The organism is Peribacillus sp. NPDC058075 (genome assembly GCF_042885195.1).
Lineage (GTDB): Bacteria > Bacillota > Bacilli > Bacillales > DSM-1321 > Peribacillus.
Window position 1 is genome coordinate 1 of record NZ_JBHVSL010000010.1, and the last position, 24319, is coordinate 24319.

24 protein-coding genes and 2 tRNA genes are annotated in these 24319 nt (G+C 41.7%); 2 read left to right on the forward strand and 24 right to left on the reverse strand.

All coding sequences use genetic code 11. The annotated features are described in order from the left end of the window. Window positions 1-424 precede the first annotated feature (424 nt). The 16 genes from lysS to spoIIE form a co-directional block, all read right to left on the reverse strand. Window positions 425-1924 carry a lysine--tRNA ligase gene (lysS, locus tag ACFVS1_RS25950; RefSeq protein ID WP_352926314.1) on the reverse strand — a complete coding sequence of 500 codons (1500 nt, stop codon included), beginning with the start codon at window positions 1922-1924 and terminating at the stop codon, window positions 425-427. A 187-nt stretch (window positions 1925-2111) separates the two neighbouring features. Beyond that, window positions 2112-3110, reverse strand: coding sequence for a tRNA dihydrouridine synthase DusB (gene dusB / locus ACFVS1_RS25955; RefSeq protein ID WP_387551981.1), 999 nt, complete (start codon window positions 3108-3110; stop codon window positions 2112-2114). Window positions 3111-3132: 22 nt separating this feature from the next. Then, window positions 3133-3345 carry a helix-turn-helix domain-containing protein gene (locus ACFVS1_RS25960; protein WP_101225931.1) on the reverse strand — a complete coding sequence of 71 codons (213 nt, stop codon included), beginning with the start codon at window positions 3343-3345 and terminating at the stop codon, window positions 3133-3135. Beyond that, window positions 3297-3824: a 2-amino-4-hydroxy-6-hydroxymethyldihydropteridine diphosphokinase gene (gene folK / locus ACFVS1_RS25965; RefSeq protein ID WP_387551985.1), complete on the reverse strand. Its 528-nt coding sequence runs from the start codon at window positions 3822-3824 to the stop codon at window positions 3297-3299. The genes ACFVS1_RS25960 and folK overlap by 49 nt, the downstream gene beginning before the upstream one ends. 2 nt (window positions 3825-3826) lie before the next feature. After that, window positions 3827-4186, reverse strand: coding sequence for a dihydroneopterin aldolase (gene folB, locus ACFVS1_RS25970; protein WP_387551988.1), 360 nt, complete (start codon window positions 4184-4186; stop codon window positions 3827-3829). Window position 4187: 1 nt separating this feature from the next. Beyond that, entirely contained in the window at window positions 4188-5024 is an 837-nt protein-coding gene (gene folP, locus ACFVS1_RS25975; RefSeq protein ID WP_387551991.1) for a dihydropteroate synthase, read from the reverse strand. Between the two features lie 161 nt (window positions 5025-5185). Beyond that, entirely contained in the window at window positions 5186-6112 is a 927-nt protein-coding gene (gene cysK, locus ACFVS1_RS25980; RefSeq protein ID WP_387551995.1) for a cysteine synthase A, read from the reverse strand. A 130-nt stretch (window positions 6113-6242) separates the two neighbouring features. Next, entirely contained in the window at window positions 6243-7139 is an 897-nt protein-coding gene (locus ACFVS1_RS25985) for a peptidyl-prolyl cis-trans isomerase (protein ID WP_387551998.1), read from the reverse strand. An 18-nt stretch (window positions 7140-7157) separates the two neighbouring features. Continuing rightward, complete coding sequence (gene hslO / locus ACFVS1_RS25990; protein WP_214774341.1) at window positions 7158-8039, reverse strand: Hsp33 family molecular chaperone HslO; 882 nt, start codon at window positions 8037-8039, stop codon at window positions 7158-7160. A gap of 26 nt (window positions 8040-8065) precedes the next feature. Continuing rightward, window positions 8066-8845, reverse strand: a complete 780-nt coding sequence (locus ACFVS1_RS25995) for a type III pantothenate kinase (protein WP_352926302.1) — start codon at window positions 8843-8845, stop codon at window positions 8066-8068. A gap of 158 nt (window positions 8846-9003) precedes the next feature. Further along, the gene (gene ftsH / locus ACFVS1_RS26000; RefSeq protein WP_387552003.1) at window positions 9004-11064 is read right to left on the reverse strand and encodes an ATP-dependent zinc metalloprotease FtsH; all 2061 of its coding nucleotides are present in this window, start codon (window positions 11062-11064) and stop codon (window positions 9004-9006) included. 117 nt (window positions 11065-11181) lie between these two features. Continuing rightward, window positions 11182-11721: a hypoxanthine phosphoribosyltransferase gene (gene hpt, locus ACFVS1_RS26005; RefSeq protein ID WP_241594813.1), complete on the reverse strand. Its 540-nt coding sequence runs from the start codon at window positions 11719-11721 to the stop codon at window positions 11182-11184. A 32-nt stretch (window positions 11722-11753) separates the two neighbouring features. Continuing rightward, window positions 11754-13148, reverse strand: a complete 1395-nt coding sequence (tilS, locus tag ACFVS1_RS26010; RefSeq protein WP_387552006.1) for a tRNA lysidine(34) synthetase TilS — start codon at window positions 13146-13148, stop codon at window positions 11754-11756. Window positions 13149-13241: 93 nt separating this feature from the next. Further along, entirely contained in the window at window positions 13242-14240 is a 999-nt protein-coding gene (locus ACFVS1_RS26015) for a protein kinase domain-containing protein (RefSeq protein WP_387552009.1), read from the reverse strand. Then, window positions 14206-14943 (reverse strand): VWA domain-containing protein, encoded by a 738-nt coding sequence (locus ACFVS1_RS26020; RefSeq protein WP_137018537.1) that lies wholly within the window; start codon window positions 14941-14943, stop codon window positions 14206-14208. The genes ACFVS1_RS26015 and ACFVS1_RS26020 overlap by 35 nt, the downstream gene beginning before the upstream one ends. Before the next feature lie 183 nt (window positions 14944-15126). Then, a complete protein-coding gene (spoIIE, locus tag ACFVS1_RS26025; RefSeq protein ID WP_387552012.1) occupies window positions 15127-17601 on the reverse strand; it encodes a stage II sporulation protein E in 2475 nt (824 codons plus the stop codon). Window positions 17602-17928: 327 nt separating this feature from the next. On the opposite strand from spoIIE, the gene ACFVS1_RS26030 reads away from it, so the two are divergent. After that, window positions 17929-18002: transfer RNA gene (locus ACFVS1_RS26030), tRNA-Met, on the forward strand. 21 nt (window positions 18003-18023) lie between these two features. Next, a tRNA-Glu gene (locus ACFVS1_RS26035) sits at window positions 18024-18095 on the forward strand. A gap of 165 nt (window positions 18096-18260) precedes the next feature. Here the strand turns inward: ACFVS1_RS26035 and ACFVS1_RS26040 are convergent. The 8 genes from ACFVS1_RS26040 to spoVT form a co-directional block, all read right to left on the reverse strand. Further along, window positions 18261-18716, reverse strand: a complete 456-nt coding sequence (locus tag ACFVS1_RS26040; RefSeq protein WP_061440341.1) for a S1 domain-containing RNA-binding protein — start codon at window positions 18714-18716, stop codon at window positions 18261-18263. 80 nt (window positions 18717-18796) lie between these two features. Further along, on the reverse strand, window positions 18797-19183 hold the full coding sequence (locus ACFVS1_RS26045; RefSeq protein ID WP_352926293.1) for an FtsB family cell division protein: 387 nt from the start codon (window positions 19181-19183) through the stop codon (window positions 18797-18799). A 13-nt stretch (window positions 19184-19196) separates the two neighbouring features. Further along, window positions 19197-19829 carry a spore cortex biosynthesis protein YabQ gene (gene yabQ / locus ACFVS1_RS26050; protein ID WP_387552017.1) on the reverse strand — a complete coding sequence of 211 codons (633 nt, stop codon included), beginning with the start codon at window positions 19827-19829 and terminating at the stop codon, window positions 19197-19199. After that, window positions 19826-20134, reverse strand: a complete 309-nt coding sequence (gene yabP / locus ACFVS1_RS26055) for a sporulation protein YabP (protein ID WP_241594438.1) — start codon at window positions 20132-20134, stop codon at window positions 19826-19828. The genes yabQ and yabP overlap by 4 nt, the downstream gene beginning before the upstream one ends. 75 nt (window positions 20135-20209) lie before the next feature. After that, window positions 20210-20473, reverse strand: coding sequence for an RNA-binding S4 domain-containing protein (locus ACFVS1_RS26060; protein ID WP_034316386.1), 264 nt, complete (start codon window positions 20471-20473; stop codon window positions 20210-20212). A gap of 23 nt (window positions 20474-20496) precedes the next feature. After that, a complete protein-coding gene (gene yabN / locus ACFVS1_RS26065; protein ID WP_387552020.1) occupies window positions 20497-21969 on the reverse strand; it encodes a bifunctional methyltransferase/pyrophosphohydrolase YabN in 1473 nt (490 codons plus the stop codon). Further along, window positions 21962-23584, reverse strand: coding sequence for a putative polysaccharide biosynthesis protein (locus tag ACFVS1_RS26070; protein WP_352926289.1), 1623 nt, complete (start codon window positions 23582-23584; stop codon window positions 21962-21964). The genes yabN and ACFVS1_RS26070 overlap by 8 nt, the downstream gene beginning before the upstream one ends. Window positions 23585-23744: 160 nt before the next feature. Further along, entirely contained in the window at window positions 23745-24281 is a 537-nt protein-coding gene (gene spoVT, locus ACFVS1_RS26075) for a stage V sporulation protein T (protein ID WP_063235918.1), read from the reverse strand. Window positions 24282-24319: the final 38 nt, after the last annotated feature.

Genomic DNA, 24319 nt, shown 5'->3' on the forward strand with positions numbered 1-24319 from the left:
GAAATGTTTGACTTGCTCATTTGCTTTTTTGATAGTGTGTGCTCACTTAAAATTTAACGTTGGCGCTTTGTTTTGTTCAGTTTTCAAAGAGCAATGTCTTTCGGAACACCTTATTTATAATAACATTTTCATTACTGCAAGTCAACAACTTTTTTAAAACTTTTTAAAGTTTGTAATCTGTTTGCAACTCGTTCGTAACGACAGATATAAATATAACACCATTACGTTAACTGCGCAATACCTTTTATAAAGTTTTTTTGAGATAATGTTGTTTTTCTTTCAAACCCTAGAATTCACTCTATTGAAGCACATGAAATTATAATTAAAAAACAAAAACCGAATTGGACTTACCGGGATCAAAAGCTACGCCCATGATCCCGGCCATCCGAATTCGGCCCTGCAATCAAAACTCATTTTGCTTATATTAGCGATGTCTCATTAAAGGGAATAACAGGACGTCACGTATAGAAGGAGAATTGGTCAATAGCATAACCAAACGGTCAACACCAATTCCCAGTCCGCCAGTCGGCGGCATTCCGTATTCTAACGCCTCCAAGAAATCTTCATCCATTTCATGAGCTTCATCATTACCTTGCTCTCGTTCTTTCAATTGAGCTTCAAAGCGTTGACGTTGATCAATAGGATCATTAAGTTCAGTGAAGGCATTTGCGTGCTCCCTACCTACAATGAATAACTCAAAACGATCTGTGAAACGGGAATCTTCCGGATTTTTCTTTGCTAAAGGAGAGATTTCCACTGGATGCCCATAGATGAATGTAGGTTGAATTAACTTATCTTCGACCTTTTGTTCAAAGAATTCATTCACGATATGGCCAAACTCCATGGAATCCTTAACTTCAATTCCATTTTCTTTAGCAAGCTGCTGGGCTTCCTCTTTACTCATTTCAGTCCAGAAGTCCACACCCGTATATTCTTTTACAGCGTCAACCATGTGAAGTCGTTTCCATTCCGGTTTTAACTCTATCTCATACTCCCCATACTGGATGGTGGTCGTCCCAAGAACTTCTTGAGCTATATGGGCAATCAGATTTTCCGTCAAGCTCATGATATCTTGGTAATCCGCATAAGCTTCGTACAATTCGATCAGTGTGAATTCAGGATTGTGCCTTGTGGACACTCCTTCATTTCTGAAAACCCGGCCAATTTCATAAACCTTCTCCAATCCGCCAACAATTAAGCGTTTTAGATGCAGTTCAATGGCGATCCTTAAATTCAAAGGCATATCCAAGGCATTATGGTGAGTAAGGAAAGGGCGTGCAGCAGCTCCACCAGCAACAGAGTGCAATAGCGGCGTTTCCACTTCAAGGTATCCTTGATCGTCCAAATACCGTCTCATGGCTTGTACAATACGACTGCGCATGATCAACGTATTTTTACTTTCCTCATTTGTAATTAAATCGACATAACGTTTACGATAACGCTCTTCAACGTCCTTCAAGCCATGAAATTTATCAGGTAACGGGCGAAGCGCTTTAGCAAGGAACACATATTCTTTAGCTTTAATGGAAAGTTCCCCGACTTTCGTTTTGAAGATAACGCCAGTTACCCCTACAAGATCACCAAGATCCGTTTGGTTGAAAATTTGGTAAGAATCTTCCCCAATGTTATCCAAACGGACATAAATTTGAATTTGGCCGCTAATATCCTGGATATGGGCAAATCCCGCTTTCCCTTTTCCTCGCTTCGTCATGACACGGCCAGCGATCGTAACTTCAATTTCTTTTTCTTCAAGATCTTCCTTTTCTAATTCACCATAAGCACGGATTATCTCCTGAGTGTTATGTGTGCGCTCGAATCTGCTCCCGAAAGGGTCTAGTCCATTATCCATCATGGCCTGCATTTTATCGCGCCTTACCTGCAGTTGGTCATTCAATTCTTCATGACTCACGAAAATCATCTCCATCTTTATTAATAAATGCCTTATATAATTAATTAGAAATACTTTTGCATACCTATTTATTCTTACATAAAGTAAAGGAATTCAACAGCTTTTTATCTTAAAACCTTGTTTATGTACATATAAAAACTGCCAGGATTACTGGCAGTTAAGATAAGCGTATTATAGGAAAATAGGAAGGTAATGTCAAACATCAGACCATTTGGATATTTTGTTGCTTCGCTTCACTATCATCAACAAGTCCATAAAGGAGCTTTACAACATCTTCCCTTGTTTCACAATAATTAATTCCTTTGCGTGCCTGACCATTCCCTTTAACACCCTTTAAATACCAAGAAGCATGTTTACGCATTTCACGAACAGCTACATTTTCATTTTTTAACGCAATCAGACGATCCATATGAAGCACGCAAACGTCCATTTTTTCACGAACTGAAGGTTCATCCAACAGTTGACCGGTTTCTAGATATTTTACAGTCCGGTAGATCATCCAGGGGTTACCTAGGGCTGCACGGCCGATCATGACTCCATCAACACCCGTTTCCTTCAGCATTCTTTCCGCATCCTGTGGAGTTTCCACATCACCGTTACCGATAAGGGGAATATTAATCGACTTCTTCACTTCACGGATGATGTCCCAGTTAGCTTTTCCTTCATACATTTGAACACGTGTCCTGCCATGCATGGAGACAGCTTTACCGCCTGCCCGTTCAACAGCCTGGGCATTCTGAATCGCAAAAACATGCTCATCATCCCAGCCAATGCGCATTTTCACAGTTACCGGCTTTTCAACGGCATCAACCACCGCTGAAACCATCTCATAAATTTTGTTTGGATCGAGAAGCCACTTCGCACCCGCATCACATTTAGTGATTTTAGGAACAGGGCAGCCCATGTTGATATCAATGATATCAGCATTTGTATTTTTATCTACAAATTGTGCAGCTTCGACCAAAGATTTCTTTTCACCGCCAAAGATTTGCAAGCTTAACGGCTTTTCTCTTTCATCTATATAAAGCATATTCAACGTTCTAGCATTTTGTAAAACGATTCCCTTATCACTGACCATCTCCGCACAAACAAGACCAGCACCAAATTCCTTGACGGTCAAGCGGAATGCCGAGTTACAGACTCCCGCCATCGGTGCCAGCACTACCGGATTCTTCATTTCTATATCGCCTATTTTTAACACGTTGACCTCCTATAACAATCTTTCATTTATCGTCAGGTGGCTGAAGCTCCTCAATGGAAACATGAAGAATTTCCGCCACTTCCAGTAAAAATGCCTCTGAAGGGTTGCGGTTCCCTCGTTCGACTTCTCCCAGCAAGGAAACGGAAACACCTATTTCCCTCGCGAACCCTTCCTGGGTATAACCCTTTAACTTTCGAAAAGCGCGAATACGCCTTCCCCATTTTTCACCTTCCATAATCGAACTCCTTCTTTATCCGGAATCTGTTCAAGCAGGTCGCTCAAAGGTGCATGCATTCGCGGAAGTGATAGATCAGAGTCCACTTCCATTAAAGGCACGATAACAAAAGCCCTCTCGTGCATACGAGGGTGCGGGACTGAAAGAATCTCTGTCTCAATATTTTCTTGATTATATAACAAAATGTCAAGGTCTATAATACGGGGACCCCACCTTATTTCCCTTTTTCTTCCTAAATCTTGTTCGATTTTCATACAAGCGTGAAGTAATTTTTCAGGTTCTAAATCGGTTTCCACTTTAAGAACAGCATTTAAAAAACAGTCCTGGTCTTCATATCCTATCGGGTCTGTTTCATATAAAGAAGAGCAGGCCAACAGCTTGATATGCGGATTTTCAGACAATAATTGGAAAGCTCTATGGAATGTTTCAAGACGATTCCCTAAGTTCGACCCTATTGAAAGGTAAGCAATATTTATCACAATCAACGACCCCTTACAATCTCTATAGCAACCGAATCATAGTGACCTGCTATTGGGGGATCCGGTTTATAAACCTTCACGGTGCATGTCTCAATGGAAGAATATTCATTAAGTAGTTCAGAGGCGATTTTTTCAGCCACGGCTTCCACTAACTTAAAAGGTTCTCCCTCAACAACACTTTTACACACTTCATATAACTCGCCATAGTTGACTGAGTCTTCAAGACTGTCACTCTTCCCAGCCTTGGCTAAATCAGTCTGGACGATTAAATCCACTTTAAAGCGCTGACCAAGCTTCGTTTCTTCCGGAAAAACTCCATGATAACCGTAAAACTCCATCTTGTTCACATATATCTTATCCATTTCATTCACCTTTTCCTAATAGAGCGTCCATCATCTTTGCAGCCCGTGCCATTTCCTTCACATCATGTACTCGAACCATCTGACAGCCTTGTTGAATTCCATGGCAAATTGTAGCCGCAGTGCCTTCCATCCTCTCACTAGGCGGAAGGTCCAGAACATGGCCAATCATGGATTTTCTCGATGTCGCCAGCAGTACGGGATACCCTAATGATACCAGCTTATCAAGATTCCTCATCATTTCCAAATTAAACTTTAAATCTTTCGCAAATCCGATACCTGGATCGAGAATGATGTTTTCATCCTTGACGCCGGCATCCTTTACCAATATGATGCTTTCGAATAAATCTTGAAGTACATCCCTGACAAAATGTCCATACTCCATATTATCCCGGTTATGCATCAAGATTATCGGCACCTTATATTCCGCAGCAACCTTTGACATCAAGGAATCGGCTTTCCCTCCCCAAATATCATTTAATATATGGGCTCCTGCCTTTACCGCCTCTTCTGCAACTCTTGATTTATACGTATCGACCGATATCGGAATCTCGATATTACGCGATATGGCTTCAATAATTGGGGCGACTCTCTCTATTTCCTCTTCATCCGATATCCTCTCGTAGTTAGGACGGGTTGACTCACCACCTACATCCAATATATCCGCCCCATCGTTGACCATTCGTTCGGCATGCTTCAACGCAGCATCTATCCGATTATATTTTCCGCCATCCGAGAAGGAGTCCGGCGTAACATTCAAAATCCCCATGATTAAGGTTTTCTTGCTGTAATCCAAATCAAATGAACCGCATTTTATTTTTGATGCTCCTGCTAATGACATCCAACGTTCTCCTTCGCCTAAAGAAATCTATATATACGAGTTTACCCATTTACATAGGTATAGTGCAAGCTCCATGAAAATCAGGGATACTTCTGGATACTTTGCTACAAAAAGAAAAGCAAAGCCCCATAGGAACTTCGCTTCTCATTTAGTGTCTGGTCTTACTCAAAGTTATATAATGGTGTACTTAAGTAGCGTTCACCATTACTCGGTATGATGGCAAGGACTTTTTTGCCTTTACCCAGTTTGTCAGCCACTTTAATGGCAGCTGCAATGGCGCCTCCAGAAGAGATTCCGCCAAGGATTCCTTCCTCTTTTGCTGCGCGGCGGGCATAATCAAACGATTCCTCTGTATTGACTTGAATGATTTCATCATAGAGATCTGTATTCAAAATACTAGGAACGAAGCCTGCTCCGATTCCTTGGATTTTATGAGGTCCTGGAGTACCACCGGATAATACTGGAGAGTCCGCAGGTTCAACAGCGTAAATTTTAATGTCAGGAAATTTTTCACGCAGGACTTCACCGGCACCTGTTATGGTTCCCCCAGTACCGATTCCGGCAACGAATGCATCCAAGCCTTCATCTCCAAATGCTTCAACGATTTCAGGGCCTGTAGTGTTCCGATGTACTTCAGGGTTGGCTTCGTTTTCGAATTGCTGCGGAATGAAGTAACCTTTTTCTTTAGACAGCTCAGTCGCCTTTGCGATTGCACCCTTCATTCCTTCAGGTCCAGGAGTAAGAACTAATTCTGCCCCATATGCGCGAAGTAAGTTACGGCGTTCCAAGCTCATCGTCTCCGGCATAACCAAAATTGATTTATAGCCCTTTGCCGCAGCTACCATTGCCAAACCTATTCCCGTATTTCCGCTTGTAGGTTCAATGATCGTATCACCTGGCTTAAGAGTACCATTTTGTTCTGCCGCTTCGATCATTGCAAGGGCGATACGGTCTTTTACACTGCTGCCTGGGTTAAAATACTCAAGTTTCAAATAAATATCTGCACTGTTTTCATTTTGAAGCCTGTTTAACTTAACAATAGGTGTTTGTCCAATTAAATCGATTACAGAATTAGCTATACGTGCCATTTTCTCCACTCCCTTATCATTTCAATACCGAGTATGTTTATTGGTTTTATAATTTTAAAGTTACCAGTTTTACTAGTTCATTGTCAATGATTATATACTATATTCTAAATTTTCTCACACAACCATTGACCTACTTTTCATCCTTCATTCCATAAAACCATTCTACATCAAATTCGTCCCAGAAAACTTTCCCTGAGACCGGTGCCTGAATCTGTTCAAGAGCTATTTGGCGGTGAATCTTGTCTTTAACTTCTTCATATTCATACTGCTTGCCCTTTATTCTTTCATGCAGGTAGAGAACGGCCCAGCCATCCTCCGTTTGGATTGCATCACTCCACTTCTTCACCTTCAATTTCTCGGCAGCAGTTATGTATTCCTTGGAGACTTGCTCGTTATCCTGGGATATATAACCCATGTCGCCTCCTTGATTCGCAGTGAATTCATCAAGGGACTTCTCCATTGCCAAGACGTCAAAGGAGACTCCTTTCTCCAGTTCACGTATGACTTGGTCTGCCTGCTTTTTTGTAGAAGTGGTGATATGGGAAATGTGGAAAGCTGTAGGAATTCTGTAGATATCCTTATTATTATCATAATGACTCCGCATTGCCGTTTCGGAAACCGAAACGTCCTTGGTGAGGAGCTTCTCGAGAAGGAGACTCGACTGAATTTCCTGCCTTAGTTGATCGTTACTTTTATTAAGGTTCTGACCGGCAGTCCCATACATCGTTTTCATCATTTTAAGTTCCCGATCAAGCTCTTCATCCGAAGTCTTCACTTTGTATTTTTCAGCTGCCTGTTTCACTACCTCTTTATCGACCATATCCTCAAGTACATCTTCCCCATATCTTTTTTCGAGCTCATTAATCCATGCTTCCCGGGAAATATCCTTGGATCCAACCTTTGCGGCTGTTTCTTCCCCAATGACGGATTTTGAAATGATTAGTGGTTTTATGACAAAGATAAGGATAGTCAATAGGTTCAACAAGGCAAGGCCAGCAATAATCGCCCGAAGCTTTTGTTTTGGCAAACCCTTATCCCCCGTAAATTATTTTTTTGTTTCTGCCTCTAATTCCTCGAGTTCTTCCTTCGAGAATTGGTAGGTCTGATTACAAAAATGACAATGCGCCTCTGCTTGTCCGTCTGTCTCAATGATATCCCGGATCTCAGCTTGCCCTAGGCTAATCAATGCGGTGGCAATTCTCTCCCTGGAACATTGACAGGAGAATTGGACATCCATTTTTTCTAGTATATTCACATTGCCCTCACCTAAAATTTCGGTTAGGATTTCTTCTGGAGTCATGCCACTTTGAATCATCTTGGAAACCGGAGTTATCGTGCTTAGTCGATTTTCGATTTTGGAAATTGTATCTTCGGATGTACCCGGCATCAGCTGAATGATAAATCCACCCGCTGCAAGGATTGAATTATCCGGATTCACGAGAACCCCAACCCCCACAGATGATGGCACCTGTTCGGAAGTAACAAAGTAATAAGTGAAATCTTCACCTAACTCCCCCGATACAAGCGGTACTTGCCCCGAAAAGTAATCACGAAGACCAATGTCTTTGACAACAGTCAGCAATCCATCTGTACCCACCGCTCTCCTTACATCCAACTTTCCCTGCTCATTCAAATCAAAGTGGGTTTGCGGGTGAGTGACATATCCGCGGACTTCACCCTTTGCATTGCTATCGACCAGGATGGAACCAATCGGTCCACCGCCCTCGATTTTAATCGTCAGCTTTTCTTCACCTTTTAACATTCCGCCCATCATAACGCCTGCCGTCATAGCACGTCCAAGGGCCGCAGAAGCAGTAGGCCATGTATAATGGCGTCGCTGCGCTTCTCCTACAGTGTCTGTTGTTGAAACAGCATATGCCCGTACCTGTCCTTCATAACCTAACGCCTTTATTAAATAATCCTTCATTTATTTTGCTCCTTTCAAGCTTTGTATTACTTCTTCACTTGCTCACGGTTACGTTTATAAATCAGCTGCAGCCCCTTCAAGGTCAAAAATGGCTCCACAACGTCAATCACAGTGGACTCATTAGCAATTAAGGTAGCCAGCCCGCCTGTCGCTATTACCGTTGGTTCTAGATTACTTTGCGCCTTAATTCGATTAACGATTCCTTCTACCTGTCCAACATATCCATACAAAATGCCAGCCTGCATGGCGGACACCGTATTTTTCCCAATAACCCCTTCCGGCCGGCTGATTTCTATTCTTGGAAGTTTGGCTGCTTTTGAATAAAGTGCTTCAGTGGAAATATTTATACCCGGAGCAATGGCTCCGCCCATGTATTGTTTATCCTCATTTATGTAGCAATATGTCGTTGCCGTACCAAAATCCACGATAATGAGAGGGCTTCCATATTCCTGAATGCCTGCTACAGCATTAACGATTCGGTCGGCTCCCACCTCACGGGGATTTTCGTATTTAATATTCAATCCAGTTTTTATTCCAGGTCCAACTATTAGCGGTTTAATCCCAAAGTATTTTTTGCACATGCGTTCTAGCGCAAACATAATTGGCGGAACTACCGAAGAAATAATGATTCCATCAAATTGATCAAACGAAAGACCTTCATGTTGCAGCAAAGACTTTATGACCATTCCATACTCATCTTCTGTCTTGTGACGGTTAGTCTCTATTCGCCAATGATATTTTAAAATATCTTCATCGTATACGCCTAATACAGTATTCGTATTCCCAACATCCAATACAAAAATCATCGTTTCATCACTCCGGTAAATTATTCTCCAACATCATAACACACTGTTATTTCCCACGCTATTAGTCGCACTTTTCGAAAGGTACCGCAAAAACTTCATCATAAGAGTTAAGAAAAGGGCATTTCCGAGGCGGAAATACCCTTTTGAATTTAGTCAACTTAAGACTTTTTATTGTCATCTTCGTTCGGGAAGGAAAGCGGCTTATCTTGAGGTGCACCTTCTTTGATTGGAGGGGTATTCAATCCTTCCTCCGTTATTTCAAGGTCCTCAGGTCCTCTTTTATCCAATGGATCTAATAGGGCCTCTTTTTCTTCCTTCTTCTTATTGATGTTCACCTTGACATTCTCATCAGTGGTTAAATTCCCATTCAGTGCCGTATAATCACGTTCTGGCAATTTACCATTATGGAACAAACTTTTGATTTGTTCAGCATCAAGTGTTTCCACTTCAAGCAAGGTTTTTGCAACCAAATCAAGTTTTTCACGATTTTCAGTAAGTATCTTCTTACATCTTTCGTAAGCTTCCTTGATGATACGTTGAATTTCAAGATCGATTTCATATGCTATTGCATCCGAATAGTTTTGATCATTGTTAAAATCGCGTCCCAGGAAGACCTGACCTTGAGAATTACCGAATTGAAGCGGCCCAAGCTTACTCATGCCATATTCCATAACCATGCTCCGAGCTATGCCCGTTGCACGCTGGAAGTCGTTATGAGCACCGGTACTCACTTCGCCGAATGTAACTTCTTCAGCTACACGGCCACCCAATAATCCTACGATTTTATCTTTAAGCTCAGGTTCCGTCATGAAGAAACGATCTTCTTTCGGCAGCATAACTGCATAACCGCCGGCTTGACCACGAGGGACAATCGTAACTTTATGAACGATTTCAGCATCATCCAGAACCAATCCAATAATGGTATGGCCTGCTTCATGCCAGGCAACGATATTTCTTTCCTTTTTGGAAATGACACGGTTTTTCTTGGCAGGTCCAGCGATAACACGATCTGAAGCTTCATCCAAATCGGACATGTCGATCTTCTTCTTATCTTGACGGGCAGCTACAAGAGCCGCTTCATTCAGTAAGTTTTCAAGATCGGCACCAGAAAATCCTGGAGTACGCTGAGCGATCGCTTTCAAATCGACTGTATCTGCTAAAGGTTTATTGCGTGCATGCACTTTCAGCACTTCTTCACGGCCCTTGACATCAGGTCGGCCTACCGTTATTTGACGGTCAAAACGTCCTGGACGCAATAATGCCGGATCCAATACATCAGCACGGTTAGTCGCAGCAATGATTATGATTCCTTCATTACCACCGAAACCATCCATCTCCACCAAGAGTTGGTTCAATGTCTGTTCACGTTCATCGTGACCGCCACCAAGACCTGCGCCACGTTGACGTCCGACTGCATCAATCTCATCGATAAAGATGATACATGGTGCATTCTTCTTAGCATTTTCAAACAAATCACGAACACGGGATGCACCGACACCCACAAACATTTCAACAAAATCAGAACCACTGATTGAGAAGAAAGGAGTTCCGGCTTCACCAGCTACAGCTCGTGCAAGTAAAGTTTTACCTGTACCAGGAGGCCCAACTAATAGTACCCCTTTAGGAATACGGGCACCAAGCTCGGCATATTTGCGAGGGTCTTTCAAGAATTCAACGACCTCTACAAGTTCCTGCTTTTCTTCGTCCGCTCCGGCAACATCATTGAAGCGTACTTTTTTCTTATCATCATTATACAATTTCGCCTTACTTTTCCCGAAGTTCATGACGCGGCCACCGCCGCCGCCTTGAGCTTGGTTAAGTAAGAAGAAGAAGAGGATAAAAATGATTACAAATGGAATGATGGAAGTGAAAAATGTCACCCAGCCACTTGTCTTTTCTGGAGGTTCGACAGTGATGATGTCTTTATCCAGCTTGGTTACAGCGTCATTGATCCGGCTTTGCGAATACTCACTGAAAGGCACGTACGTCACAAAGAATTTATTTTCCTCATAACCTTTGAGCTTTCCTGTGATTTCAAATACACTGCTTTCGGGCTGCATCGTAAGTGATGTAACGTCCCCACTCTCCAAATGCTTATAGAATTCATCTTGGGTCAATTTTACGTTTGGTTCATTGTTATTATTAAAAATGCTTACAATCCCAATGATGACCAAAAAGATCAGTAAATAAAATATGGTATTACGGAAGATCCGATTCATCCCTTACCTCCTCCCACGGGTAAACAAACTATAGTAAATACTATCATACAAAATTAATGAATTACAATAATTTAACACCGCTGTTTTTATCTGGTCTTCTCTTTCAAACAGGTACAATTAATTCTGGTAAATTTCAGGCTTCAATATGCCAATATACGGGAGATTACGATACTTTTCCGCAAAATCAAGACCATATCCGACAACAAATGCATCCGGTACGATGAACCCGGCATAGTCCGGAGTGATATCCGCTTTCCTGCCTGTTGGTTTATCCAGTAAGGTGACGATTTTAATTGATTTTGCTTTTCGGTAACGGAAAAGTTCCGCAAGATAGCTAAGAGTCAAACCGCTGTCGATAATATCTTCGATGATTAAAATATCCCGGCCCTCCACTGATGTATCAAGATCCTTGATGATTTTCACTTCACCGGAAGATACAGTGGAGTTACCATAGCTTGAAACATCCATAAAGTCCATTTCAAGATGTGTATCAACGCGTTTCAGTAAATCTGACATAAATGGCATGGCGCCTTTCAGCACTCCGATGGCCAACGGGAACTTGCCTTGGTAATCAGCTTCAAGCTGCGCACCCAATTCCCTGATTTTCTTTTGAAGTTCTTCCTCTGTTATTAAAACCTTTTCAATGTCGTTTTGCATGGTCATTGTAATTAATTGCCCCCCATGAAGAATTAAGCTTTTTTATATTCTAAGTAGATTAAAGATTTTTCATCAGAAATTATATCCGGCTCAACATTCGATTTCTTTAAACCAGGTAGCCAAATGACCGTTCCCGATTGATCGATGATGACCGGCCACACATTTCTTTCTAGCATCGGGATCTTTTCATTAATAAAAATATCCTTTAACTTTTTAGTTCCACCTAATCCCTTGACGGCCATCCGCTCGCCTTCATTCCTGGTTCGGACTGTAAGAGGAAGCTGAACAGCTGATTCGGGAAGTATAAAAGAATGATTTCCTCTAAGTACCGGAACTTCTTCTTTTATATAGTGCGCTTTAATCTTATATCCATTCGGAAGAATAGTCTCACCGGGAATTTGTAATTTAAAGGAATATTTATGGCTTTTTTGCCGGAAAAACCTAAACGTGCAAGTTTGATATGATTTTTCCGCAATAAGGCCCTCCGGAAGATGCAATTCTGCAGATGGTTGAGGATTCAAAAACAAAACTAAAAGTTGGTCAATATGTAATGCCGAAAGCGATGAAGGTCTCTCCAAATAAAGATAGTTTAATATTAGTTGAATCGCCCTTCTTTGTAAAGGTTTAGGCATCGCCAGAACCTTATCAATCTGAATAACCGCTTGATCTTTATCCTGTGTGATCCAAACATCGGACATTTTGCTTGAAACCAGGTTCAAAAAAAACTCTTCATCTTCATAAAGCTCTTCACTGAATCGTTGAAAATGTTCATGAACCTTGACATTTTCTTTCTTTAAAAACGGAAGGACTTCATGTCTAAAACGATTTCTTGCATAGACACCTGTTTCATTGCTCGGATCAAACCTTGGTTCGATATCATGAAGGCCCGCATATTCGATTATTTGGCTTTTCGTGATTTCAAGAAAAGGCCTGATCAGATTTCCGGTATGGAAACGTCTCTTTATAGGAATACCTGCCCTTGCCTTCCCTGTAGCCCCTCTTGTTAAACGCATGAGCATCGTTTCGATTTGATCATCTCCATGATGCCCCAGGACTAGGGTGGAGGCTTGATGCTTATCCATCATTTCTTCATAAAAAGCAAAACGCAGCTTTCTTGAGGTTATTTGTGAACTTTCCCCCGTCTGTTTCATCCGGGCAGGAACATCGATCCTTTTTCCCTCAAATGTAATGCCCCACTGTTCACATATGTGCTCGACATATTTATAATCCTCATAGGATTCTTCACCGCGAAACATATGGTCAACACTTGCAACGATCATCTCGTAATGAAAAAGAGCTTGAATTTCCTTAAGGATATGGAGAAGCACCATTGAATCCGGTCCTCCGGAAACGCCTATTAGCAACTTCGATCTTTCCTTAATCAATTCGTTTCTATAAATGGTGCTCAGAACTTTTTCCTTTAACATACAATCTTCCTTCTTTATGAACAGGCATTAGTTTTATACGATTCAATCATGAAATGGTTTCAATTATTCCATGGCATTCACCTAATAACTATATCATAACAACTGTTCGTATATGTAAAGAACATAGAGCATCGATATGATGGCAACCAGCAAAAAAGTTTCAAAAAAACCGCCACTTTTCTTTTTTGAATGGTTTTGGGACCTTCTTGCTTGTCTCGTTGCAGGTTGAATTCTTTGTGACTGGCCGGTAGCTGCCTGCGTCGGATCCTTTTTCTTCGAGTGATTTTGCTTACTTAGCACCGTAACTAAATCCTCCCGCATTTGGAGAGCAGAATCATATTGCCCGTGAAGTGCTTTATCCAACATCTTTCTATATGGGTGCAATTCCTTTTTCTGCTTAATCAAGTCGTTAAGCTGTCTATACCCCTCCCCATTCTTGTGAAAACGTCCAGGATAGGCCGAATTGATTATAATCATCGCCACAGCGAACAAGTCATATTGCGGATCGGCCTTTCTTGATCCAAGTCCCCAGTAACCCCTGTCAAAGAACTCTGTGAATTCTTTAACAGATCGTCCAATTAAGGTGGTTCCGCCTACATCGACGCACCTCACCTTATAGGCTGGTGAAGTCACGATTAAATTCTCAGGTTTTAAATCGCCGAACACCCAGCCATTGGTATGCAAGGCAGACAAGCTGGTTAAAAGCTGAAGCATTAAGACTCCAATCCATGATGACCCTTTCTTATCGATGAAACGCAAAAAATCGTGTCCGTGGATATATTCCATGACATAAAAAGGGAGCTGCTTTCCTGTTTTCATGAAATCATCCGCTTCCAAAAAGGAAGGTCCAAGGGTAGACCCCTGGACCTTTGAAAAGGATTTTAGGATATTCATCTCTGAAATAATGGACGTCCCATTATCACTGAGCTTTAAAGCATAATGACGATTTTTGCTTTCAACCAAATAGACGATCCCGTTCGCTCCACACCCCAATTCCTTAATTATTTTGTACTGGTTTTTATTCCATTTTCCAGTGACCAAACTGCCAGGCAGGAGTTTACATTGATTCCTCAAAGTATTGTTCATCATCATGTGATAACAATCCCCTCAATGAACGTTTTTTATTGAAATATGTTAAAGCTTCACGAATGGCTGGACCTGTCGGAGTGAGTCCCCCTGTACTAAGCTTAGGAAAAGTTGCCGTCAGGGCTTCAAGGTTCGGGGTCCAATCCAGCAACTTTTCAACATCATTTCTTTTCCCAGGAAATACGAATACGGAAAAACGGCTGTCACCCATTCTTGCATTCATGCTAAGGGAAAGATCTAATAAGGAATCTTTTACTGTAGGCAGTTTGTGCTTCATGCTTGCACTGGTATCAACAAGAATCAGTACTTCGAGCTTGCTCGTTTCCCCAAGCTCATCGACCACCTCCATCACTTCTCCACGTTTATCCGGCGGAAGATCCTCCATCGTTTTTGAATCTCCGAGTATTTGTTGAAGTTCGCGATTGATAACTCCCTGTATAGTTTGAGTCATTGCCTTTTGGGTCACCATTTGGACAGTTTGGGACAACTGCTGGGCATAGACTATTTGACTTACGCCACCTCCTGAACCAGCAATCTTCTCGATTTCCTTAAGACCCTTTTCATCTATCACATCATTTTCCATGACACCTATGACATTGATGGTTATGCCTTGCTTCCTTGCTAATTCAGCCATGGCAGAAGGCTCCTCACCATGATTTGAACATCCGTCGGTTATAAGCAAAATCTGTTTTAATGTTCCTGCTTTCATGTTTTGCTCTCCCTTCCTATCAATTTGTTACCATAATTGACTAAAAAGGGGGAATTTATACGCTAAGACATCGCATCAAGTCACATCATGGAGCGGAGTGATTGAAAAGTCTCTTTACCATTTATCCTTCTTCCATTTCACCACCTCATTTTTGGTTTTATTTATTTCATATATATAAACGGCCTACTGGGCCTTTTTGCGTTTTGGAGAAACGGGAATGGATGCCCATTTCGGTGTGTTATGCTTGATTTTCGATGTTACCACTGTCATGTCATCATCTATGATCCCTTTTGTGCGGATGACCTCTTCCAATATTAAATCAGAGATTTCCTGCGGATCGTCTGTTTCCATTTCCTTGATTTTTCGTTTTAGCCAGAACTCGATATTTTCGACATGTGAGGGGCCATCGAACACTCCATCGCTCATCATGATTAGTATGTCCCCTGCCTTCAGTTCTTCTGATACAACATCAACATCGAAATCCTGGATGATTCCCATAGGAAGGTTACTTGATTCAATCTTTATTATCCTATCCCCCCTTTTAATGAAACTCGGTATCGAACAGATTTTTAAAAACTTAGCCTTTGCGTCCTGAAGATCGATCATTGCCAAATCAAGAGTCGAAAATATTTCATCGGTAGTGCGTAGAGATAATACGGAGTTTACGGATTTAATGGCTATTTTTTCTTCAATTCCCGATTGTAAAAATTTTTGAAGCAGCTTCAATGTCTCTGTACTTTCAAAATGGGCCCTTTCCCCATTTCCCATTCCATCACTAATGGCTATTGCGAATTTGCCGCAGCCAATTTCCATGGTCGTATGACTATCTCCTGATACAAGCCCTCCCCCCTTGGCAGCATGAGCCACACCCGTTTCGACCGTGAATTTTTTTGCTGACCTAAATATCACCTCACATTGCCCGTTTGGATACGTTGCACACTCTTCTGAATGAACGACTATCGTTTCCCCTAAAATGTCAGAAAGCATAGGTGCAATCAATTTTTCACATTCCCCTCTGCCTTGGCAGTATGGGACACTCATCTCTATATCAACATTCCCTTGTTCTAGACTATATATTTCTACATACCCTATGTGCAGGCCAAAATCCTGGATGGCTTCCAAAATGGATTCTTCATGTAGATGATGATTCTTCCTTTCCCTTTGAATTTCTTTCGCAAAATCATCCATTACGGCCGAAACTCCCCGCAGTTGATCCGCAACTAGTTTCCGGCTTTCCTTCACCTGCCTTTTTAATTTTTGGTTAGCTTCAAAATAAGTAAGCTCCTGTGATATCGCACCAATGACCTGAGGCCCGCGGCTACAATATTTCGCCCATTCCTTCGAAGTCTTTTGGGGGAGCTGACCATTATTTTCACTTAATTGAAGCATGATCTCCTGCATGCCGTCATAGGTTGTATTAAAGTTCTTGGACCAGCACTGTTCCTTTTTAAAACAAAGCTGGCACGTCTTTTCCGTTACATTACTTAAAAAGTAGTCGAATTCTTTCTCATCTTCCTCCAATCTCCCCCTTTCATCCACTTGGGAAAAGCTATTGGAGAGCGCCTCAAATACATGTGAGAATTGTTCCACCCTTTGAGCGGTGACATCCCTCACTTTTCGGGCATACTGCTGCTGTTCATCAGAATTCTCGACTGTTCCCGGTATATGTTTCGCTATTTTGTTGATTATGGAGGACGGTGTCAATATAAATAGGGCCACAGCTATAATTGATTCATAGAGGGTCACCATAATATTGCTGGTGCCCTCACCATATAAACCTATCAGTAACGTAGCAATCAAGAGGCCTGCAGCAACCCCTATCTTCCTTCCCTCCTTCAGCAAACCGCCCAGAAGCCCGGAAAAAGCGAGAAGGCTCATTTGATAGAGACTAGCAATACTTGCCAGGCTGAATATCAATCCAGTAACTACACCTACAGTGGAGCCTATGGCGGCCCCTCCCGCCAGCCCGAAGAGGAGGACCAAGTATCGTGAGAATATATGGTCGAGTGATAGATCGTATATCATCCAGCCTATGGTTCCGGTCATCACCGAAGCCAGCAAGATGATGATGCTCACGATTTCCTCCGTCTTTAATGATTGGGACTTTGTTCGAATGGTCAGCAGCGGGATGGACTGTATGAAGATTAAGGTTAAGATCATTGCGAGTCCCGCCTCTACTCCTATCATCATTAAGTCGTACAGCTGAATCGTTCGGAATACCAGATATTGCTCGGCCAGGTTGACCAGGAATAGTGAAGCAAAGACGTACATCGACATCGTCTTGAATTGTCCTTCCACGGCGGGCTTCTTGATCTTATGAAATAACAGGAGCAGGAACGCCGATGCAAAGATGACTAAACTATTAGAGTAGTGAACGGTCAGCCCACCTGCAATCAATCCGAATAAAGCAAGTGGTGCCCTGTCACGTCTCATGAGAAACACGGCTGCGAAAAACGGAAGGCCAAATGGTGCCAGCTGCGAAAGAATTAATGCCCGTCCTAATAAAAAACCAATAATTGCTAAAGAGATACCTTTTTTTACGAATATGTCTTCCGTCTTCATTTGCAGTTGTTGGATCCAATTGATGGCCCCTGCCTTCGCTTCTTTTAACTGAACATCACCAAGAGGTTCCATCATAGGTCTTTCTACTTTTTCCATTTCAACACCCCATTCGTATTAGTGATTTTTATTATATAGAGGGCTTGTTTATTTTTTTGTCAGAATTTTATAAGCGGATAAGAAAAACGTTCGACGAAATTCTTCTTGAACAATCATTTGTATACAGGTTTTTGTGCCTTTTTTTCCAATACAGAAACGGGTGTTCTTTTTTTTTTGAAGAAAAGCAAAGTTTTTAGGTTATTTTTGCGGAAAATAACACGAATAAATAATCAGGAAATGGAAACCGACAAACTTTATTTTTTTTGTTGACATTTATTCTTCACGAATGTAAGATATAACTTGTGCTTCAGTAGCACTTACCATTATGGCGGCGTAGCTCAGCTGGCTAGAGCGTACGGTTCATACCCGTGAGGTCGGGGGTTCGATCCCCTCTGCCGCTATCCTTTTTTCTTGAAAATAATGGCCCGTTGGTCAAGCGGTTAAGACACCGCCCTTTCACGGCGGTAACACGGGTTCGAATCCCGTACGGGTCATCAAATACAAAAGCGCCTCTGCACACTTATCTTCAGTAAGTGTACAGAGGCGCTTTTTTTATGTTATTGATAATTAAAAGAAGACAAGCCGGCAAGCTTGCCTTTATCTACACTATGAATCATTTCACAGGAAAAGTTGCTAAACTATTATTTTCAGCAGCAGTTTTATCCGCGTCTTCCTCCTCGACCTCCCCGTTTCGTTTCGGTGCTACGTTTAAGGGTCGTTAAGCGGTCTTCGCTATCTTTTAAGAATTTAGCCATTTTTTGCTCAAAGTTTTCCTTCGGTTGGAAACTGTTACCTTTCGAGCGGAAGTCTTTGGAACGGCTGTCATTCCCTCTTCCTTGGCGCGGACGTGGTGTGTATGCAGGTTTTTGCTCAGCTTCAGGACGGTCTATCGCTTTTTTTATGGACAAGCCAATCTTGCCATCTTTAACATTGATGACTTTCACCTCAACTGTATCGCCCACTTTTAAATGATCATTGATATCCTTGACATAGTTATCAGCCACTTCACTGATATGGACAAGACCGGTTGAACCTTGAGGTAGCTCTACAAATGCACCAAAATTAGTTATGCCTGTTACTTTACCTTGTAACTTGCTGCCTACTTCGATTGACATAAAAAAAATGTTCCTCCTTAGAAATGTTAAAAAATCTCTTCTCTCTATATTATAACGAAAGTAAAAAAACAGTGTCAATATTAGTCACTATCTTCCTTTCCTTTTGGAAGGGTAAATATGATTTCGCCTTTTTCAGATAAGAAATAATCCCGTCTGGCTATTTTCGCTATATAGTCGTCGTCATTAAGCTTTACGATTTCTTCTTTAAGAAGGGTCTCGTCTTTTTTCAATCCAGCTAACTTTCCCTTCAATTCTTCCTTCTGTTGTACCTTCTCATCCAGTGCAACATTTTGCGTTATGAGGGTGGAAACGGCAAAAATCAAAAAGACAGCGGCGAAAACTGAGTAAAGAGTTAATCTACGCATTAGACCACGCTTCTTTTTTTCTACGGTTTGTACTTTTTTCTCTTGTTGAGCGACGTAGGGATTTTCTATTTTTGCCACTTTCTTTTTACGCAGGCTACTCATTTTTTATCGCTCCTCATTTCTTTTTATTTCTCCATCTATTTAGCGTTCTAAATATAGAATTCTTTATTTTCAATAAAATCCCTTTTCCTTTATTATAAAACTTCCCGACGTTTTTCGTAACAAAAACCGGCAATAAATTCCATATATAAGTCAGAATCCATTTTAATGGCCTCCAGAAAATATTCAAAATAAAGAGAAGTATTTTCACCGCCCACTTTAATATGGCTAAAACGAACTTACCTATCCCGAAGATGATGGCTATTACAGATACTACTACCCATTTTATCGGAACAAATATCAGCATGTGAACCGAATTCGTTATAAATCTCGCCAGCTTTATCACAAGTATGATCAAAAACTCTAAAAAACGTTGATAGAAACCTTTGAAAAGTGCTTGATAAGCTGAAAAACCGCATAATAAGGCCAAAAATAAATAAAGGCGAAACTCTCCCTCATTCACTAAAAACAAAACATAAAAAATAAGGAGACCCTGAATGATCCAGAAAAGGAAGTCATGGATGAATACAATCCACCTTTTCCTTTCTGAACGTTTCAGGAACCGGCTATACGTATCCAGGGCAGCTCCAAAGCCGCTGCCCATGCCTATCATCGCAAGCAACGTATAAAATTGAATCGTTAAGGTCATTTGAACAATTTGCCAAAGAAGCCTTTAGCTTTCTCCCCTGATTGCTCATCTAAATAAACAAGGTCGAAAATCTTTCCCTTTATGGAGACGATGCCTTTATCCACGTCCAAATTTTTCATTTGCAAGTTTTGGCCCCGGATAGATAAGAATCCCATTACAGTTTCGAGCAGAAACTCCTCATTATCAAAACTTTCAACTTGTTTGACACCGGTAATATCAAGTAAACGGCGGCCTTTCATCGTTACATCATGCTCTTGGGTCGTTCCCTTTGTGTAACCAGCATTCGGATCAATATATTGGCTCATTTTATCATCCCTCACAGTACCACTGATTTGTACAAGTGTATGTCCGTAAGAGCGGAATTAGAACCAAGCCTGTCCTTACTCCTCCGCTAGCTTTTCTTCCTTTACGATGGTATACATATCTGCAGCCGCTTCTTTTTTCGTCGTTTCTTGAATCTTATCGACACGTACCGTAACGAGCTTTTGACCGAATCGTACAGTCAATTCATCGCCATCTTTCACATTCGAACTTGCTTTTGCCTGTTGTCCGTTAATCGTGATTCTCCCTTTATCCGCCACCTCTTTCGCAAGTGTACGGCGCTTGATCAATCTTGAAACTTTTAGGAATTTATCCAATCTCATCGACATTAAAATCTCTCCCTTAATTAAAGTCCTTTAGCTTTTGCTTCATCCCAATATGAATCCAGTTCTTCCAATGTATAATCCTCAAACTTCTTGTCTGCCTTTTGAATGCACTCTTCTATATATGTAAAACGCCGGTGGAATTTCTGGTTTGTTTTATAGACGGCTTCTTCCGCTTGTATGTCATAATAACGTGAAATGTTGACAAGCGCAAAAAAGAGGTCGCCCAGCTCTGATTTTATTCTTTCGACATCCCTGTTCGGGCTTAATATTTCCGCTTCCAATTCCTGCACTTCTTCCCTGACCTTTTTCCAGGCTTCGGAAACTTCATCCCAATCAAACCCGACCTTCGCCGCCCTTTTTTGATACTCTTCGGCCCGAAGTAAGTTTGGCAGCGATTTCTCAATCCCATCCAGTATGGATTGCGGAGCTTTTGTTTCGCTCCCTTTTTCATTGTCTTTGATTTTCTGCCAGTTCACTAATACATCTTCCTCGCCGTTCACTTCAACATCTCCGAATACATGAGGGTGGCGCCGAATCATTTTCGCCGTAATGCCTTCAATCACATCGTCTATCGTGAACATGCCCTCATCTTCACCGATTTGTGAATGCAGCATCACCTGAAGCAAGATATCCCCAAGTTCACCAACCATGCCCTCATCGTCCTCTTCGTCGATGGAATCAATCAGCTCATAAGCCTCTTCTATTAGATATTTCTTCAAGCTTTCATGAGTTTGTTTCTTATCCCAAGGACATCCGTCAGGACCTCTAAGTTCTGCGATGACTTGACGCAGCTTAGAAAACTCCCTGTATTGTAAAGCTTCTTCTCTAACAGGCGGGACATAAACACTCGTCAAGTTACTTAACTCCATCTGACGGTCGAGTTCGAACAGAGCGCATTTTGTCACTTTTTCCTGACTGCTTCCTGCTGCTGTAACGATATATACCTCATAGTCATCCGGTAGCTTTTCCATTAAAGTCAGCTTCACATTGGACGCACTGAATGCGTCATACACCTGTCCGATTATCATATGCTGGGTAATGTGCAAATCATCTGGTGAAAGATCCGTTCCATCCAACAGCTGGAACCCTTCAATCGGATCGATTTGAACAGCCTGAAACAAGGGATCAAGGAAACTTTGCCCGCCATCCAACTTAATGGCTATTCCAAGAGCCGGACCCTTTTCGAGCAAAAGCTGAACTGTTTTTTCCGCTACCATGGGATGTCCCGGAACTGCGTAAAGAATCGAACGGTTTGAAGCCTCTTGTAATAATGTTCCGGCAATTTCTTCATATACCGCTTCAAATTGGTCGTGCTTTTCATATATCCCGTCAAACGCCGTGAAATTGATTCCTTCCCTTTTCAAATCCCCGATCACAGGATGATCAATCGTTCTGACGAATTTTTGTTCTGTTTGTAGCAATTTTTTATAAATCCCTAGTGGAAGTTGATCTAAATCCCCTGCACCAAGGCCTATTATCGTAATCTCATTCATGATTTCGCATACTCCTATTCGTTATTATAAATCGTTTAAGCTTTGAACCTGCAGGTATAAGTGCCAGTTCTTCTTCACCAAACAAGCCTGCACGAATGGCGGTCATCACAAAAACGGCTGCACCGATCGCTACCCCGGTCAAAGCTTGGATCGTAGCTAACAACCTGCTTTCGCCTGAGGATATCAATTCGAATAAGCCATTGAATAAGACAACCGCCGTACCCATGTAAACCGTACTCTTCAAGATTATTAACACGTGCTTCTTTTCAATTAATGTCTTTTTAATATGTACTCTCAATACCACATAAAATAATACAGTCATGATCATATACGCAAGCACTGTTGCCGAGGCCGCTCCCGCGATTTTGTAATGGGGCACCAGGACAAGGTTCAAAGCCCACTTGCTGACCACACCCACAAGCGTAATGATCACCGGTATAAACGAATAGCCTAAGCTTTGAATCACTGCCGCTTCTGCCATTATGACGGATGTGAATAAGATCGATAAAGAGAAAATTGCTAAAGTAATGGTCCCTTTAACATCCATGAACAGCATATGATTGACAGGCTTCATCGTCACCACCAGCCCGATCGCAGCTGCAAGTCCTATCGTTGCGCTTACACGAAGCACCAGTTTGATTTTATTCAATAATTCTTGTTCATTTTTCCTCTGAACGAATCCGGATATTACAGGTACAAGCGCCAATGCAAAAGAATTAGCCACGACTGTACCTAGCTGAAGCAAAGGCTGTCCCCGGTCATATACCCCTTTCCATCCTTTGGCTTCGTTTTCCCCCATCCCCGTTTCCCTTAATAGGGAATATAGGTGCAGTGAATCGACAAACTGAAACAAGATAAGGATCAAGCCAGTTATGCAAAAGGCCAACCCTTGGAAAACCAGGACCTTGGAGATTTTGATGAAATGTACCGGTTTGATTCTCATCTGTAAAAAAAGCTTCCATTCTTCTCTTAAAATAACGAAAGCAACAAGCAGTACCAGGCCAGTTATGCCGCCGGTTATCGAACCGAGGACCGCCCCCTTGCCGACCACATAAGGAGAATACCCTAGATTCACGAATATGGTGGAAAGAACCAGTATCGTCAACACACGGATGCATTGTTCAGCGACCTGCGAACTTGCCGTCGGTAACATGTCGTTTCTTCCTTGAAAATAGCCTCTTAAAACAGATGAAATCGGCATTAATAGATAAGAATAGGCAACGATTCTCAGAAGACCGGCTAAATTCGGGTCCTTCATCCACCCTGCAATCCAATCAGCGCCAAGGAACAGTGCAGCAAACATCATGACTCCTATCGAACTTAAGACGATGAACGATGTCATTAAAATGTCCTTGACCGCAAAGTTATTTTTGGAAGACTCCCGTTCAGCAATAAGTTTGGATATGACTACCGGAAAGCCGAGTGTTGATAATGTAAAGGCAACACCGTAGAAGGGATAGACCTGTTGATAGATATAAAACCCGATGTCACCCGCAATGTTCTGATAAGGTATGCGATAGGCCGCACTCAACACTTTTACGATAATCGCAGCTGCGCTCAAAATCAGCGCACCCCGAAAAAGTTCATTTGATGTTTTATAAGGCTTTTCAGCCATTCTTTTTCCCCTTTTCACTCATATGTGGTAGTTATTATAGCATAATTCTAATGGTTATTTTTCGATTCCATCCATACTGTTAATTATTTTCCAGAATTGCAAAAAGGACAGCGCGATTGCTGCCCTTTCCATCTTTAAAAATATAATGGCATGTCCAAGGTTACTGTTCCATTTGCCTAGCTAGGAAGCTTGCTGCTGTTTCCACCGATTTCTGTTCCACTTCACCAATGGTACTATCTTTAGAGAAAATCAAGACGGCACCAATCGGGTCGCCACTCGCAATGATCGGAGCTGCAGTATAAGATTGGACCTCCTCATCATTGGAATCAACGAATGAAATTTGTCCATTTGGAGATTCCAGGACAGGATTTCTTTCTTCCATGATTTTTTCCACTAGTTCACTGACACTTTTATTTAAGTATTCTTTTTTGGAGCCGCCTGCCACTGCAATGTAAGTATCCCTGTCACAAATCATAACTGGGTTTCCAAGGCTATCATAAAGTGCTTCTGCATATTCCCTAGCAAAATCGCCTAATTCACTAATAGGAGAGTATTTTTTAAGAATGACTTCTCCATCTCTATCGACAAATATTTCCAGTGGATCTCCTTCACGGATACGGAGGGTCCTGCGAATTTCTTTCGGGATGACGACTCTTCCTAAATCATCAATTCGGCGAACGATACCAGTTGCTTTCATCTAATGTTGCCTCACTTTCATCTAATTGATTTGATAAA

Bases quoted from the DNA above. Each gene is read 5' to 3' on its own strand.
- lysS (WP_352926314.1), bottom strand. From the start codon at position 1,924: ATGGAGATGATTTTCGTGAGTCATGAAGAATTGAATGACCAACTGCAG.
- ACFVS1_RS25960 (WP_101225931.1), bottom strand. From the start codon at position 3,345: ATGGAAGGTGAAAAATGGGGAAGGCGTATTCGCGCTTTTCGAAAGTTA.
- folB (WP_387551988.1), bottom strand. From the start codon at position 4,186: ATGGATAAGATATATGTGAACAAGATGGAGTTTTACGGTTATCATGGA.
- folP (WP_387551991.1), bottom strand. From the start codon at position 5,024: ATGTCATTAGCAGGAGCATCAAAAATAAAATGCGGTTCATTTGATTTG.
- cysK (WP_387551995.1), bottom strand. From the start codon at position 6,112: ATGGCACGTATAGCTAATTCTGTAATCGATTTAATTGGACAAACACCT.
- hslO (WP_214774341.1), bottom strand. From the start codon at position 8,039: ATGAAGGATTATTTAATAAAGGCGTTAGGTTATGAAGGACAGGTACGG.
- ACFVS1_RS25995 (WP_352926302.1), bottom strand. From the start codon at position 8,845: ATGATTTTTGTATTGGATGTTGGGAATACGAATACTGTATTAGGCGTA.
- ftsH (WP_387552003.1), bottom strand. From the start codon at position 11,064: ATGAATCGGATCTTCCGTAATACCATATTTTATTTACTGATCTTTTTG.
- hpt (WP_241594813.1), bottom strand. From the start codon at position 11,721: ATGCAAAACGACATTGAAAAGGTTTTAATAACAGAGGAAGAACTTCAA.
- tilS (WP_387552006.1), bottom strand. From the start codon at position 13,148: ATGTTAAAGGAAAAAGTTCTGAGCACCATTTATAGAAACGAATTGATT.
- ACFVS1_RS26015 (WP_387552009.1), bottom strand. From the start codon at position 14,240: ATGATGATGAACAATACTTTGAGGAATCAATGTAAACTCCTGCCTGGC.
- ACFVS1_RS26020 (WP_137018537.1), bottom strand. From the start codon at position 14,943: ATGAAAGCAGGAACATTAAAACAGATTTTGCTTATAACCGACGGATGT.
- spoIIE (WP_387552012.1), bottom strand. From the start codon at position 17,601: ATGGAAAAAGTAGAAAGACCTATGATGGAACCTCTTGGTGATGTTCAG.
- ACFVS1_RS26040 (WP_061440341.1), bottom strand. From the start codon at position 18,716: ATGTCAATCGAAGTAGGCAGCAAGTTACAAGGTAAAGTAACAGGCATA.
- ACFVS1_RS26045 (WP_352926293.1), bottom strand. From the start codon at position 19,183: ATGAGTAGCCTGCGTAAAAAGAAAGTGGCAAAAATAGAAAATCCCTAC.
- yabQ (WP_387552017.1), bottom strand. From the start codon at position 19,829: ATGACCTTAACGATTCAATTTTATACGTTGCTTGCGATGATAGGCATG.
- yabP (WP_241594438.1), bottom strand. From the start codon at position 20,134: ATGAGCCAATATATTGATCCGAATGCTGGTTACACAAAGGGAACGACC.
- ACFVS1_RS26060 (WP_034316386.1), bottom strand. From the start codon at position 20,473: ATGAGATTGGATAAATTCCTAAAAGTTTCAAGATTGATCAAGCGCCGT.
- yabN (WP_387552020.1), bottom strand. From the start codon at position 21,969: ATGAATGAGATTACGATAATAGGCCTTGGTGCAGGGGATTTAGATCAA.
- ACFVS1_RS26070 (WP_352926289.1), bottom strand. From the start codon at position 23,584: ATGGCTGAAAAGCCTTATAAAACATCAAATGAACTTTTTCGGGGTGCG.
- spoVT (WP_063235918.1), bottom strand. From the start codon at position 24,281: ATGAAAGCAACTGGTATCGTTCGCCGAATTGATGATTTAGGAAGAGTC.